This window comes from Luteolibacter sp. LG18 (genome assembly GCF_036322585.1).
GTDB lineage: Bacteria > Verrucomicrobiota > Verrucomicrobiia > Verrucomicrobiales > Akkermansiaceae > Luteolibacter.
Genome location: NZ_AP024600.1, coordinates 3,698,754 through 3,712,885, shown reverse-complemented (window position 1 = coordinate 3,712,885; position 14,132 = coordinate 3,698,754). Strand labels below are relative to the sequence as shown.

11 protein-coding genes are annotated in these 14,132 nt (G+C 63.6%); 3 read left to right on the top strand and 8 right to left on the bottom strand.

Annotation, left to right across the window (positions count from 1 at the left end):
- Positions 1-36: 36 nt before the first annotated feature.
- The 3 genes from llg_RS14850 to ptsP form a co-directional block, all read right to left on the bottom strand.
- Positions 37-1,359: a fructose-specific PTS transporter subunit EIIC gene (locus llg_RS14850; RefSeq protein WP_345789202.1), complete on the bottom strand. Its 1,323-nt coding sequence runs from the start codon at positions 1,357-1,359 to the stop codon at positions 37-39.
- 357 nt (positions 1,360-1,716) lie between these two features.
- A complete protein-coding gene (pfkB, locus tag llg_RS14845; RefSeq protein WP_338285460.1) occupies positions 1,717-2,670 on the bottom strand; it encodes a 1-phosphofructokinase in 954 nt (317 codons plus the stop codon).
- 20 nt (positions 2,671-2,690) lie between these two features.
- Positions 2,691-5,162 (bottom strand): phosphoenolpyruvate--protein phosphotransferase, encoded by a 2,472-nt coding sequence (gene ptsP, locus llg_RS14840; protein ID WP_338285459.1) that lies wholly within the window; start codon positions 5,160-5,162, stop codon positions 2,691-2,693.
- 221 nt (positions 5,163-5,383) lie between these two features.
- On the opposite strand from ptsP, the gene llg_RS14835 reads away from it, so the two are divergent.
- Positions 5,384-6,379, top strand: a complete 996-nt coding sequence (locus llg_RS14835; protein ID WP_338285458.1) for a LacI family DNA-binding transcriptional regulator — start codon at positions 5,384-5,386, stop codon at positions 6,377-6,379.
- On the opposite strand, the gene llg_RS14830 is transcribed toward llg_RS14835, so the two are convergent.
- From llg_RS14830 to purM, 5 genes are all read right to left on the bottom strand, one after another.
- Positions 6,380-6,631 (bottom strand): hypothetical protein, encoded by a 252-nt coding sequence (locus llg_RS14830; protein WP_338285456.1) that lies wholly within the window; start codon positions 6,629-6,631, stop codon positions 6,380-6,382.
- A 210-nt stretch (positions 6,632-6,841) separates the two neighbouring features.
- Positions 6,842-7,792 (bottom strand): hypothetical protein, encoded by a 951-nt coding sequence (locus llg_RS14825; protein ID WP_338285455.1) that lies wholly within the window; start codon positions 7,790-7,792, stop codon positions 6,842-6,844.
- A 482-nt stretch (positions 7,793-8,274) separates the two neighbouring features.
- Positions 8,275-8,829: a hypothetical protein gene (locus tag llg_RS14820; protein ID WP_338285454.1), complete on the bottom strand. Its 555-nt coding sequence runs from the start codon at positions 8,827-8,829 to the stop codon at positions 8,275-8,277.
- A gap of 523 nt (positions 8,830-9,352) precedes the next feature.
- Positions 9,353-11,278: an amidophosphoribosyltransferase gene (locus llg_RS14815; protein WP_338285453.1), complete on the bottom strand. Its 1,926-nt coding sequence runs from the start codon at positions 11,276-11,278 to the stop codon at positions 9,353-9,355.
- Between the two features lie 22 nt (positions 11,279-11,300).
- Entirely contained in the window at positions 11,301-12,296 is a 996-nt protein-coding gene (gene purM, locus llg_RS14810) for a phosphoribosylformylglycinamidine cyclo-ligase (protein ID WP_338285452.1), read from the bottom strand.
- 407 nt (positions 12,297-12,703) lie between these two features.
- Between purM and llg_RS14805 the strand changes: the two genes are divergently transcribed.
- Together llg_RS14805 and llg_RS14800 are read left to right on the top strand one after the other, a co-directional pair.
- Complete coding sequence (locus tag llg_RS14805; protein ID WP_338285451.1) at positions 12,704-13,360, top strand: hypothetical protein; 657 nt, start codon at positions 12,704-12,706, stop codon at positions 13,358-13,360.
- A 4-nt stretch (positions 13,361-13,364) separates the two neighbouring features.
- A complete protein-coding gene (locus llg_RS14800) occupies positions 13,365-14,132 on the top strand; it encodes a hypothetical protein (RefSeq protein ID WP_338285450.1) in 768 nt (255 codons plus the stop codon).

Below are 14,132 nucleotides of genomic sequence, written 5' to 3'. Positions count from 1 at the left end.
CCTACGTGCCCTATCTTCCCCCTCCCGGCCCCGCGGTTACGAGGCCACCGGCACCAGCGCCGCGGCCGGCTTCTTCATCACGTAGAGCGCCGCGGTCGTGACCAGGGTTCCGGCCAGCAGCGCCACCACGTAACCCAGCGGCTGCGAGATCGCCCCCGGAATCGCCAGCACGAAGATCCCGCCGTGCGGCACGACCAGCTTGCAACTGAAGAACATCGAAAGCCCGCCCGCCACCGCGGAGCCGAGCACGGTGCACGGGATCACCCGCAGCGGGTCGGCCGCGGCGAAGGGGATTGCCCCCTCGGTGATGAAGGCCATGCCAAGCACGGCGGTGGCCTTGGTGGCCTGCTGTTCATCAGCGGAGAAACGGTTCCTGGACAAGGTGGCAGCCAGCGCGAGGCCCAGCGGAGGCACCATGCCCGCGGCCATCACCGCCGCCATCGGCCCGTAGATCTTGGTCGAGACCAGCCCCACCGCGAAGGTGTAGGCCGCCTTGTTGATCGGCCCGCCCATGTCGAAGGCCATCATGCCGCCGAGGATCAGCCCCAGCAGCAGCGCGCTGCTTCCTTGCAGGCTGTTCAGCCAAGCGGACACGCCGTCCATGATGACCTTCACCGGCGGACCGATCAGGAAGATCATCGCCAACCCGATCACCAGCGAGGACACCAGCGGCAGGATCAGCACCGGCTTCAATCCCGCGAGCTGGTCGGGCAGCTTCAGCGTCCGGTTCAGCCAGCGGGTGAAATAGCCGGCTAAAAATCCGGCCGCGATGCCGCCGAGGAATCCCGCACCCACGCTGGACGCGAGCATGCCGCCGATCAACCCCGGTGTGAGACCCGGACGGTCCGCGATCGAAAACGCGATGAAGCCCGCGAAAACCGGGATGAACAGGGCGAAGGCCGACTTCGCGCCGATCTGCATCAACGCCCATCCGAGGGTGCCCGGCTGGTCACCCGCGTAGATTCCTCCCACCGCGAAGGCCAGCGCGATGAGCAGACCGCCCGCCACCACCAGCGGCAGCATGTGGGACACGCCCGTCATCAGGTGCTTGTAGGGGCCGGTGCGCTCCGGCTTCGCCGCGGTCTTCGCGGAGGTCACCGCCGTCGCGGGCTCCATCGCCAACGCCTCGCGGATCAGGGACTGGGCGTCGTGGATTGCGGGCTTGGTGCCGGTTTGAAGCAGGCGCTTGCCGGCGAAACGCGTGGTTTCGACGTTCGCATCCGCGGCCACGATCACCGCGTCCGCCTTGGCGATGTCTTCGGCGGTCAGCTCGTTCTTCGCCCCCACCGAACCGCGGGTTTCCACCTTCATGGTGTAGCCCAGCGCGGCCGCGCCCTTCAGCAACGCTTCCGCCGCCATGAAGGTGTGCGCGATGCCGGTGGGACAGGAGGTGACGCCGATCAGATGTTTCGTCGTAGGTTCCTGCTTCTCCTCCTTCGCCACCACCGGGGCCGGTGCCGCCTTGAGCCGCGGGGCGATGGCATCGAGGACCGCCGCCGTGTCGCGGATCAAGCGCGGCCGGGTCACCGCGCCCGCGTCATCGATCACCAACGCCTCGCCATCGGCCGCGGCGCGATCGAAGGAAACGACCGGCTCGATCCCGCGCAGTTGCGCCTCGGCGGCGAGCGCGCCCAGGGCGAGGCGCGTGAGCGGTTCGTCCGGCGGACAATGGACCATGACTTGGAGGGTTTTCATCGGGGTGGGAACTTGGGGTTTTCAGGCGTTCATTTTCGAAAGGGACTGGACCGTGATGCGCGGCATCCGTTTGCGGACCTCGGCGGCGGACGGCAGCACGCGCCGCACGTCCTCCAGCGCGCACCAGGCGAAAACGGTGGCGAGCCGCGCGCGGTCCGCGGGCTTCAAACCCGTGACAAGTCCCGCGAGGTAACCGGCGAGCAGCGAATCGCCCGCGCCCACCGTGCTGACCACCTTCACCGGCGGCGCGGCGGCCATCAGCGATTGCTCCGGGGTGATGAACAGCGCGCCCTCGCTGCCAAGCGAGAGGATCACGTGCGGCACCTTCGTCTTCTGGAGTTCGATCGCCGCCGCGACCCGGCTCGGGAAATCCGGCAGCTCGTGGCCAAGGATCTCCGCGAGCTCGTGCTCGTTCGGCTTCACGATATCGACCCCGCCCTCGATCGCCACGCGCAGCGCCTCGCCGCTGGTGTCCACCGCCACCTTCGCGCCGCCACGCTTCATCAGCGCCAGCAGCTCCTCGAAGAAATCCACGCTCACCCCCGCGGGCAGACTGCCCGCCAGCACGAACCAGCGCCCCGGCTTCACCAGCAGGCGGAGCTTGCGCTCGAACCGCGCCTGGTCCGCGAGCGTGGGTTCCAACCCCGGGAAATTGATGTCGGTGGTGGCACGGGTGGAGTCGTCCACGATCTTGATCCCCACCCGCGTCTCCCCATCGATCCGCAGGAAGGCATCCTCCACCCCGCGCTCGCGGAACAGCGCGCTGAAGACCGAGGCGTTCGCCTTGCCCGCGAAACCGGTGGCTTTACTGGGAATGCCGTAGCTTCCCAACATGGCGGAGACGTTCACGCCCTTGCCCCCCGCCTGGACGGTGCGAAGCCGGGCGCGGTTGACCGTTCCCGGCGTGAAGCGCTCCAGGAACACGGTCTGGTCGATCGCGGGATTGAGCGTGATGGTGACGATGTCGGGGTCCATGGCGGATCGAAAAACGGAGTTCAGTGGGCGGGGCGCAGGGCGCGCACGGCGCGGGCATCGCGCTGGCGCAGGGCTTTCGCGGCGAGCGTGGAGAGGTGGCCGAGTTCCTCACGGCGCAGCAGCGCCTTGATCTGCGGCACCAGCGCGGGCGGCATGCTCAGCTCGTCCACGCCCAGCCCGGTGAGGATCAGCGCGCCGAGCGGATCGGCGGCGAGGCCACCGCACACGCCCACCCATTTCCCCTTCTCATGCGCGGCCTCTACCGTGGCGTCGATCAGACGCAGCACCGCCGGATGCAGGCTGTCGGCGCGCTTCGCCAGCAGCGGGTGGGTGCGGTCGACCGCCAGCGTGTACTGAGTGAGGTCATTGGTGCCGATCGAGAAGAAGTCGGCGAGCTCCGCCAGCTCCGGCGCGAAGGTTACGGCCGACGGCACCTCGATCATCACGCCGAGCTCGACCTTCCGGCCACCCACCTCGCGGCGGACCTTTTCCGTCATCTCGCGGGCGCGCAGGAAATCGTTCGGCGTGGCGATCATCGGAAACATCAGCCGCACCGGCCCGTGCTCGGCGGCACGGAAGATCGCCCGCAATTGGGTCACCGCCAGGTCCGGCCGCGCCTGACTGAGGCGGAATCCGCGCAGGCCGAGGAAGGAAAGGTCGTGGTCGCTGAGGCCGAGATACGACACCGGCTTGTCGCCGCCGATGTCCAGCGTGCGCACGATCATCGGCAGCCCCTGCAGCGCCTCGATCATCTCACGCAGCGCGTGGTACTGCTCCTCCTCATCCGGCGCGTGCGAGCGATCGAGAAACAGGAACTCGGTGCGCACCAGACCCACACCCTCCGCGCCGGAATCGATCACCGCATGGGCTTCGGAAGTCTGACCGATGTTCGCCACCACCTCCACGCGGTGACCGTCCTTCAGGATCGCCGGTTCGAAACGATGGTCACGGTCCTGATCGCGGCGCACCCCGACCTGCTGGATCGCGATCCGCGCCGACTCCAGATCGGCGGCGGTGGGCTCGGGAATCAGGCGACCGCCCGAGGCATCGAGGATCACCGGCCCGGTGGCGTTCAAATGGTCCAGCGCGGAGCCGACCGCCACCAGCATCGGAATGCCGAGCGAGCGGGAGACAATCGCCGCGTGGGCATTCGGGCTGCCCTTCTTCAGGCAGATGCCCTTGATCTTCTCCACCTTGAGCTGCGCCGCCTGCGACGGCTCCAAATCGTCCGCCACCAGGATCACCGGATCGGTGATCGCGGCCAGGGGATCGAGATCCACGCCAAGCAGAATCTTCCGCACTCGCTGGCCCACGTCGCGCAGGTCGATCCCGCGTTGGGCGAGATGGGTGTCGTCCATTTGCTCGATCCGCCGCGCACGCTCTTCCACCACCACGTTCCAGGCGACAAGCGAGTCATCGCCTTCGCGGATCAAGGCCTCCGCCGCGCGGTGCATTTCATCGTCCTCCACCAGCGCGGCATGGGCTTCGAACAAGCCACGCTGCACCGGATTGAGATTGCCCTCCGTGAGCCGCAGCAACTGCTTGCGGGCCGTCGCGATGGCGGTGGAAAGCGCAGCCAGTTCGGTGGCGGTGTCTCCCACCGCTGTCTTGCGCTCGGCCAGCTCGACATTCACCCAGCGCCACACCGGCGCGACCGCCAGCCCCGGAGCCGCCATCGTGCCGGCGAGCGGCGCATGTCCCTCACCCGCCTGCTCCTGCGGAGCCCAGGCAGGCACCGCCGCGCCGTCCTCCGGTTCCTCCTGCGGCTCGTTGTTGATCTCCTCCAGCAAGGCGGCGAGGTCGGACAGCGTGTCGGTCTCATGCTCGCCCTGCACCCGCAGCCGGATGGTGTCGCCCGCGGCGATGCCGAGCGCGAGGATGCGCGACGGGCTGTCCGGCTCGATCTCGCGGCGTTTCACCACCAGCGTGACCTTGCCACCGTAGGCCTTCACCGCCCGCGAGAACTTCCCGGCCGGGCGCAGGTGGAAACCGCGCGGATTGCTGAACTCGATCACCGCCTCGCTGCCCTCGAAATCATCGCTCGCCTCCGCGCCCGGCACCTCCGCCGGATCGGCGATCGCGGCCAGGATTTCCTCCGGATCGGTCGTGTGGGCCAAGCGCGCCGCCAGCACCTCGTCGCCGACGATACCAGTCAGACGCCGCAACAGACCGATATGCTCGTCCGACTTCGCGGCGATGCCAAACACCAGGTGCGCCCGCTTGCCGTCCAGCCACTCCACCCCCTCCGGGATCTGGAGCACCGCCACCCGGGTATCGTGGATCAACGCGGCATCCTGCGGACGACCGTGCGGAATCGCCACCCCGTTGCCCAGATAGGTCGTGGCCGCCGCCTCGCGGGCCAGCATGCCCTCCGCGTAGCCGGACTCGATCGCCCCCTCGCCTTTGAGAATCCCGGCGACGACCCGGATCGCGGCTTCCTTCGAGGCGACATAGGCACCGAGCCGGATGTCCTGAGCAGTGATGGCGAACATGGATGCGCGGGGTTTTCGGGTTGGAAAACAGGCGACCAACGCGGTCGTGAGGGAATATGTAATCGATTAAACACCGGATCGTCAAATCGCTTTTTGAAAAATTTTCAAGTCACCCCCATCGCTGCATGAATTCCTTTCTTTTCCTTTTAAAAGAATAGCCTTACAACGGCCCCGGGTTCGTGAGCGCTTGTCGCCTCGATCTGCAATCGTTTCCATTTCTGATGACCGTTTCGATCAAAGACGTGGCCGAAAAGGCCGGCTGTTCCACCGCCACCGTGTCCCGCGTGCTGTCCGGCAAGGGCTACATCAGCCCGGACTCGCGGGAAAAGGTGATGGCCGCCGTGGAAGCCCTCGGCTACCGCCCGAACCGGCTCGCCCGCAGCCTGCGCGAGCAGAAATCCCGCGTCATCGGCCTGATCCTCTCCGACATCCGCAATCCCTTCTTCAGCGAGATCAGCCGCGCCGTGGAGGCCGTGGCGATGGAGGCGGGTTACAGCGTCGTGATCTGCAACACCGACGAGGACCCGAAGAAGGAAGCCCGCTACCTGCAACTGATGGCCGATGAAAAGGTCGCTGGCATCCTGCTCTCTCCCACCCGTGCGGGCTTCAAGCAAGCCCTCGACGGCGGCATGGGCTTTCCGCCGATCGTTCTCTTCGACCGCAAGCTTCCCGACTCCGGCCTCGATTCGGTGGTGCTCGACAACTTCGACTCCGCCCAAAAGCTCACCCGCACCCTCCTCGACGGCGGTTACCGCCGCATCGCCGGCCTCTTCGGCCTGCGCAGCTACACCGCCATGGAGCGCATGCGCGGTTTCCACGCCGCCTTCGAAGGCACCGGCCTCGAACCCGCCGCCGCCCTCCAAGCCCCCGCCTTCGAAGCCGAGGGCGAACGCATGATCGACGAGCTGCTGAAGCTCGAACCCCGGATCGATGCCGTCCTTTGCGGCAGTGCCCTGCTCGCCAGCGGCGCGTTCAAGCGCCTGCGCCAGCGTGGCATCCGCGTGCCCGCGGAAATCGGCTTCGCCGCCTTCGACGACCCCACCTGGGCCAGCTTCGTGGAGCCCCCCGTGACCGTGATCCGCCAACCCGCCGCCACCATCGGCCAGGCCGGAGCCGAGCTGCTCATGAAACGGATCGAAGACCCCGCCCGCCCGGTCAGTGAGGTGTGCCTGTTAGGCGAGCTGGTGGAGCGGGCCTCGAGCCGCAAGGAAGCGTGATCACCGCTTCTTTCCTGTGGTGCGCATCACGCCGACACCGATGCCCGCCATCACCGCCGCCACTCCGAACCAGAAACACGAGGCGTCATGCAGGGAGATCATCCCCTGCCTGTCGTGAACCCCCATGTGGCCACCCACGACCAGCGTCCCACGCATCGTGCCGACCATCAGCGAGCCGAGAAACATCAGCCCCGCCATCCCGAACCAACAGATCGCGCCGGTTTCCAGCAAACGGTCGAGGAAGCGCTTCATGACGGCTCCGGTTTAGCGCAGCCCCGCACCCGTGGATATTACAAAGGGAGGATCGCTTTCGTCCCCCAACGTAGCTGAAAGCTCCGCTTTCAGAGTGTATCGGACGGCTCTGTCGTCCGGCGGGGTGGACGTCGCTTGGCCCAACCGGCAACCGCCAACGGAGCTGGCGGCGACAATCCGAAAGCAGAGCTTTCGGCTACAACGCCCCCATCAAAGCGGCTCCGGTTTCCGCGGCATCAATTTTGGCGGCTCGTCATCCGGCTGGCGCAGGAGATCAGGACGCGCACTGCGCCGGTATTGCCAACCGCCAAACTCACCATCACGGGGAAAAATCGCTTCCCCCAGATCCGGATGACGACTGGTTTCGTAAGGCAAGCCATATTGGGCGATGTGCGTAATCTCCGGGTGCCGCTTGCAATAAGAGATACACCGGAAAAGCTGCTCCTTGGAAAAATCGAGAGGCTTGATGCCCACTCCCCGCTTCCCGATCCGGTACACCAGCTTCTGATTCTCATATTGATAAGGAGTGATCCCGTCGTATGGCCCGTGCGGCAACCGGGTATGGATGCGGCGGTTGATCAGGATTTCCTTCCTACCATCGCCGTCCACATCATCGAAATAGATCATCGATTCCGAAAAGCACGCATAGCCCTCGTTCTCACGCGCGAATTGCACGACATCCCCCTCCGCGGAGACCATCATCACCCGACCTGCACCGAATCGCGACCCAGATACCGCCACCACGATCCAAAGCCCGTCGCCCCCCAACCGGACCGCGGTGGCGCCTACCAAGTCGCCGAGCACCGCGAACCTCAGATGCGGCATCCTGTCATCCATGTAGGAAACCGATGGATACTTCCTCAGCACCTTCCCCTGCTCCGTGACCAACACCACGTCCGTCACATTCACATGCGCCCTCTCTCCAGTGAATCCGAATTGCAGCGCCAGCAACCAACCATCCCTCCCCAAATTCCGCGCCGCCACGATTCGGGGTTCGTATCTCAAGGACGGCATGGTCTTCTGATCCAACTCGATCAAAGCCTTGGCCTCCGCATTGCGCCGCTCGACATAGGTTCGCAAGGCCGACGGCAGCCGGGACAAAGCGACCTCCGCATGGCCTTGCCCGAGAAAGACGAAACAGCAGAGGAATAGAAACTTCATGAAGCTCGATGTCAGAAAGATGAAACGCAAATCAAGTTCCGCTCCTGTCATAGATTGCCCCGAAGTATTCTACTATTTCAATACCTTCGGCACCTGGCTGCTGGGCGAGGTGCGTGGCGGAAGGCATCCGCACGCAGGTCCCGAATCTGGCGACCTTCGATCCCGCGAAACCGGACATGCCCGGCAGCTGGTCCGTGCCACCGTCCGCACCTCCTGCCTCCATCATGGCCCCGACGGGAAATTGAAAGAAGAATGCCTTCCCGCACGACCTATTTGCCCCGAAGTGTTTGCGTATCGTAGCCCAAGACTACGGCGTAGCCACCACCCTGCGGAAAACGTCCGCCTTTATTCTCCCACACGATCCGTGTTGCGCCCGAGCTCACAACCGGACGCAAGAGCTGCGGACCATCGATTTCATGAAGCGCGGCACCAAGGTTGGGAAACCGCTCTACGTCCATGCCCCATTCACGCTGGTGCAAATTTCATTGCTTCAAATCATGCCTTTTGGCCCAACGGTCATAGCCATGGCGGCATCCAGGACACATCCAGGTCGGATCGCTCCGAGAACTACACGCGGAATAGAAATTTCCATCATTTGGAAATTCTCTCTTTTGTCGTGGGAAAAACGATTCGGGATAATCTTCCGCCGAGTATATCTCCTCCATCTGACGCTTCATGGGGAGTTTGTGGACTTGGCAAACAGAGGCATCAATCACGATGTGATCATCCTTCGAGATCTGCAAAATATTACAGAAATCGACACGATTTTGAGTTAGTATCTCGACCCGGTATTCCTGAGAAGAAGCGATCCTCGCAGCCGCCCGGTTCCTCAGGACTTTTTGATCATGCAAGCTCACGCAATCCTTTCCATGCCGACGCGTGTTAACGAACATTGCATGATCCCATCCCGGCCACGCAGCCTTGATCTCCTCGCCTGACGAGGTGACAAGCCTTACATTGATGCTCCCATCCGCCGACGGGATCAATATACGGGCGTTCATCACCCGCTTGCTTTCGCCAGTCGGATCGACACCCATTTCCGAGGGTTTATTGACATCGCGAGACCTCGGTGAGTTCGCCCCTCCCGCCGCACAAGAAGCGAGCAGCGGGAGCGAAAGAGCAATTAGGAATAACGGGATCCAATTCATATATCTTTTAATCCGAACTTTTTATAGAATCACACCAGCAAGGATGAAAGCTTTATTCCGCATCCGGATCTCACCACACCCTATCGATCCAAGCATGCGCCGATGTGATTTTCGTTAGAGGCTTAAGAGTGGGAGCCCACTGATCGACCCCGCAATCCGTCGCGGCGGAATGGAGGAAGACGGGGCTCCCGACTCATCATGATTCCATCTGGCGATGCCTCATCGACCAAGCGATCTCCATGCCCGAGGCGGACGACTGGGGCCATCCGATCCATTCCGAATGGCTGGAGCCTTCAGCTACATTTCTAAAACGAAAACGCTCTTCATCTGCGGGAGATGAAGAGCGTTGGGAATTCTAGGGATGGGCGGGGATCTCCCCTACCCGAAGTCTTACGACTCCGGCTACGCAGAGTTAGAGCGGCAGGTCGTAGCTGCGGCCGCCGACGCCTTCGTACCAGCGGATGTAGGCGTTGTTCACCATCGCGTAGCCACCCGGGGTCGGGTAGTCGCCGGTGAAGTACCAGACGCCGCTGTCACCCTTGATGGAAGCCTTGAGGTTCTCGATGGTCTGGAAGATCACCTGCACCTCGCCGTTCCAGTCGATGTCCTCGGGATAGACCATGCGGCTGATTTCCTCGGAGACTTCCTCATCCGTGAAGTCGGCGTAGACGCCTTGGACACGGTTGATCCGCTCGGCGGCAGGCTTCTTCATCTCCTCGCGGCACTCGTCATAGACGCGGTCGAGGAGCGACTGGCGGCCCGCCTTGCGATGGAGCGAGACGGCGGCCTGGAAGGCGATGAACTTGCCGATGTCCGCCATGTCGATGCCGTAGCAGTCCGGGTAGCGGATCTGCGGGGCGGTCGAGCAGACGACGATCTTCCGCGGCTCGGTGCGGGCCAAGATCTTCAGAATCGACTTCTTCAACGTGGTGCCACGGACGATGGAGTCGTCCAGCGCGACGAGCACGTCGTCCTTCTTCACAATGCCGTAGGTGATGTCGTAGACGTGGGATACCAGTTGGTCGCGGCCCTTCTCCTGGGAGATGAAGGTGCGCATCTTGATGTCCTTGTGGGCGAGTTTCTCGCCGCGCGGCCAGTTCCGCAGGATCAGCTCGTCCAGCTTCTCGGCGGTGAGGTTGCCGGCATCCACAGCCTTCAGGATCTCCGAGCGGACCTCCTGGCGGCGGTAGAGACGCAGGCCGTCCATCAGGCCGTAGTAGGCGGTCTCCGCGGTGTTCGGGATGAAGGAGAAGACGGCCTTGTCGAAGGAACCGTCGATGGAATCGACCACCTGCGACACGAGGGCCGCGCCCATCGCCTTCCGCTCGCGGTAGATCTGGGGATCATTGCCGCGGGAGAAGTAGATCTTTTCGAAGGAGCACGGGGTGTAGCGCTGCGGCGGGGAAAACGCGCTGTCGCTGAAGGACCCGTCCGCCTTGATGGTGATGATCGAGCCCGGATCGACCGCCTTCACCTGGTCGGCGGAGGCTTCGAACACCGTCATGAGCGGCACCCGCTCGGAGGCGAAGGCGATCACCTCGTCCGTGACCAGCATGTGGCAGGGGCGGATGCCGCGCGGATCACGCATCACGAACATGTCGCCATTCCCCACCACGCCGCAGATGGCGTAGCCGCCGTCCCATGGCTGGGCGGACTCCCCGACGATGCGGGGGATGTCCATCTCGGCGGAAATCCGGGCCGGCATCTCGCGGCCGTCCACGCCCGCGTCCCGGAGCTTCCGGTAGAGGTCGGTGTGGGCTTCGTCGAGATGGTAGCCGATCTCCTCGAGAACGGTCTGGGTATCGGTGCCGAAAACCGGGTGCTGGCCGCGCTCGATGAGCACTTGGTTCAGCTCCCCGGCATTGGTCATGTTGAAATTCCCCATCACCATCAGGGTGCGGGTCGGCCAGTTGCTGCGGCGCAGATACGGGTGGCAGGAGCCCTCGTCGAACTCGCCGGAGGTGCCGTAGCGGAGGTGACCCACGAGGATTTCACCGCCGAAATCGTAGCGCTCCTTGACGCTGGCGGGGTCCTTCGGATCCAGGAGCCCCTTCCGCGCCATCTTGTGGAAGCTCTTCACCTCCTTCTGGAAGATGCGGGCCAGGGCGTCCTTTTCAATACCGCGGCGGCGCTGGACGTAGGGCTGGCCCAGCGGCATGTCCAGTTTGACACAGCCGATGCCGGTGCCGTCCTGTCCGCGGTTGTGCTGCTTCTCCATGAGGAGGAACAGCTTGTTGAAGCCCCATAGGCAGGAGCCGTAACGATCCAGATAATACGCCAGGGGTTTGCGGAGTCGCACAGCGGCGATCCCGCACTCGTGTTTCAGGAAGTCGCTCATTTACCGGAAGTTTGGCTCGGCCTCACTCGCCCCGCACCTTTACACGGACTCCTTCCGCGTCAACCATGCGACCGATAATTGTTCCGCCGGGGCCCGCCTTGAGGGCGGATTCCACGTCGGACTCGGCAACAATGGCGACCCAGCCGATGCCCATGTTGAAGGTGTGGAAGCGGTCTTCCGCGTCCACGTGTGCGAGGAGCTTGTCGATGCCCGGGAGCTCCCACTTCGGGATCTCCAGATCGGCGCCCATTCCCACGAAGAGGCGCTCGAGGTTCTCCGGCAGTCCCCCGCCGGTGATGTGGGACATGGCTTTGGGCTTCACGCCGGAGGCCTTCAGGTCGTTCACCACATCGTGGTATAGGCGCGTCGGCTGGAGCCAGGCGCCGAGTTCTTCTTCCGTCACGTCCGGGGCGTGGTCCTTGAGGACCCGGCGCACCAGCGACCAGCCATTGGCGTGGATGCTGTCCGAAGCGTAGCCGATGAGCACGTCACCCACCGCCACAGTCGTCGGGTCGATGAGGTCGGATTTCTCAGCGCAGCCGATACAGAAACCGGAAAGTTCGATCACGTCCACGGGGACGATGCCCGGCATTTCGGCGGTCTCGCCGCCAGCCAGGATGCAATTGCAGGCCTCCAGATAGTCGGCCATGCCGCCGATCAGGCGGGTGATCTTGTCCTCGTCGAGGGCGGCGATGCCGATGTAATCGAGGAACAGCAGCGGGTCGCCGCCGGTGGTGAGGATGTCGTTCACGCTCATCGCCACCAGGTCCTTGCCCGCGGTTTCGAGGAGGTCGTGCTCCAGGAGCAATTCCAGCTTGGTGCCGACACCGTCACATCCAGTCATCATCACCGGCTCCTTGTAGGAGCTCAGGTCGTAGCAGGCCGCGAAGAGCCCGAACGCGCCGAACAGTTTGCGGTTCGCCTGGGTGCGAGCCACGTGTGTCTTGATGTCCCCTACCAGAGCGGCCGCCTTGCGCGTGTCCACCCCTGCCTGTTGATACGTGAGCTTGCCCGCCATGTTGCCGATGGCCGGTGTTTAACACCCCACCCCCGCCCGTCACGCGGAAAAACCCGCGAATTTCATTCCGGGGGTCGGAAACCCCGGAGTCACGCGGTTTTCAGCCCCTCCCCAATGGCGAATCCAGACCTGCCGGCTCCCGATTCGCGTGCCCCTGAACCTACGCGATCACGCACTAGCCCAGACCTTCAAGATGCCTTAAAAGGGGGAAGACGGCAAAAATTGCAAAGCGCATGAACACACAGTGCGTAAAGCAATTAGACAATCGGTAATCCTAACCGTTCAAAAATTTATTGCCTGATTCCCTAAATATTTCTACCGTCTGAACGTAAACGAACGGCAAATATTTAATTTTTCTTGAATATTTACCCAAAATCGTTAGAACCCGGCCTGATCTTGCAAAAAGCATGACATCCACCTCGTCCACGCCCCTGATTCGCCTGGGTGCCGGTCTTGAGATCGGTTACACCCGGCCGCTTGCGCGCAACGAGAAGGAGATTTCGCTGACCAGCGGCACGCATTTCCTGCTGGCACGAAATGGACGCGGCAAGACCACCCTGCTCCGCACTCTGGCCCGCACGCTGAAGCGCCTGAACGGCGAATTCGAAGCACGCGGCTACATGCAATATCTCCCGGAAGACCTCCGCTTCGACCTGGAGATCCCGGTGAGCGCCATTTTCCGCTCCCTTCTGTCCAAAGACGTCCTCAAGCCAGCCTTGGAACTGGCCGAGCGCATCGAGCTGGACATCAAGAAGCCCTACGGCCGTCTCTCCACCGGCAACCGCCGCAAGACCAGCCTGATCCTCGCGGAATTCTCCGTGCGCCCGGACGAAGGCAACATCCTGCTCCTCGACGAGCCCTTCAGCGGCCTCGATGCCTACGCCCGCGAGAGCTTTGAAGAACTGTGGACCGGCAGCCGCAACCATGTGCTGCGCCTCGTGAGCTGCCATCCGGACTACGACTCGATGCCCATGCCCAGCGCGGTGGTCATCGAGCAGGGCCAGATCTCCCATTTTACCGGACCCGACCAGACCTGGAGCAGCCTGAAGGCCCGCCTGAACTGAACCCATGCGCCTCTTCCGTCTTACAGCATCGACGATTTTTCGCCGCAAGGCGTGGGCGATCTGCGCCTTCGCCGTGGTGGTTTTGCCGTTTTTGCTGCCGATGATTTCCACCGCCACCGAGCGTCCGCTGGTGCTGCAACCGGCCCGCATCCAGGCCACGTGGACGGCGGTGTGGGCCTGCACCCTGCTGTGGGGACTCTTCACCGCCTCCCGCCAAGGCGAGGCGAACACCAAGTCCGGCCTCGGCGACTACTTCCTCACCACCGGGGTTTCCGCCACCCGCCAATGGTTGGAAATCTGGCTGGCGATCCTCGTTTTCATCATTCCGGTCGCCCTGCTCGGCACCGGCGTGTGCGTGCTGTTCGCGATGCCGAACGATCCCGCCGAACACGGCATGTGGTGGACGATGAATTTCCAATACCTCGCGCTGTTCCTGCTCGCCATGGCCCCGCTGCTGGGCCTCGCGGTGGCGATCGCCTCGCGCTTCGGCGGCATCGCCGGCTACGCCCTCACCCTCTGCCTCGCCGTCTACGGCCTGTGGGGCGTCGGCTACCTCGACAACATGCTGAAGCTGGAGCCGAACCCGTTCCTGCGCGCGATCTGGCAGTTCTCCCCGCAGTACCGCTGGGCCGATCTCACGCAGCGCCTCTACTTCAAGCAAGGTGCCATCGCCTCCGGCCAGTTCTGGCAACTGGTGGCCTACTTCAGCGCCATCCTCGTCTTCTCCTGCGGCCTGTCCCGCCTCTGCTTCCGGACCAAGTCCCTCGCCTGA

Bases quoted from the DNA above. Each gene is read 5' to 3' on its own strand.
- llg_RS14835 (WP_338285458.1), top strand. From the start codon at position 5,384: ATGACCGTTTCGATCAAAGACGTGGCCGAAAAGGCCGGCTGTTCCACC.
- llg_RS14830 (WP_338285456.1), bottom strand. From the start codon at position 6,631: ATGAAGCGCTTCCTCGACCGTTTGCTGGAAACCGGCGCGATCTGTTGG.
- llg_RS14805 (WP_338285451.1), top strand. From the start codon at position 12,704: ATGACATCCACCTCGTCCACGCCCCTGATTCGCCTGGGTGCCGGTCTT.
- llg_RS14850 (WP_345789202.1), bottom strand. From the start codon at position 1,359: ATGGCGGCGGAAGCGTTGCTGAAGGGCGCGGCCGCGCTGGGCTACACC.
- llg_RS14820 (WP_338285454.1), bottom strand. From the start codon at position 8,829: ATGGGTGTCGATCCGACTGGCGAAAGCAAGCGGGTGATGAACGCCCGT.
- llg_RS14800 (WP_338285450.1), top strand. From the start codon at position 13,365: ATGCGCCTCTTCCGTCTTACAGCATCGACGATTTTTCGCCGCAAGGCG.
- purM (WP_338285452.1), bottom strand. From the start codon at position 12,296: ATGGCGGGCAAGCTCACGTATCAACAGGCAGGGGTGGACACGCGCAAG.
- llg_RS14815 (WP_338285453.1), bottom strand. From the start codon at position 11,278: ATGAGCGACTTCCTGAAACACGAGTGCGGGATCGCCGCTGTGCGACTC.
- llg_RS14825 (WP_338285455.1), bottom strand. From the start codon at position 7,792: ATGAAGTTTCTATTCCTCTGCTGTTTCGTCTTTCTCGGGCAAGGCCAT.
- ptsP (WP_338285459.1), bottom strand. From the start codon at position 5,162: ATGTTCGCCATCACTGCTCAGGACATCCGGCTCGGTGCCTATGTCGCC.
- pfkB (WP_338285460.1), bottom strand. From the start codon at position 2,670: ATGGACCCCGACATCGTCACCATCACGCTCAATCCCGCGATCGACCAG.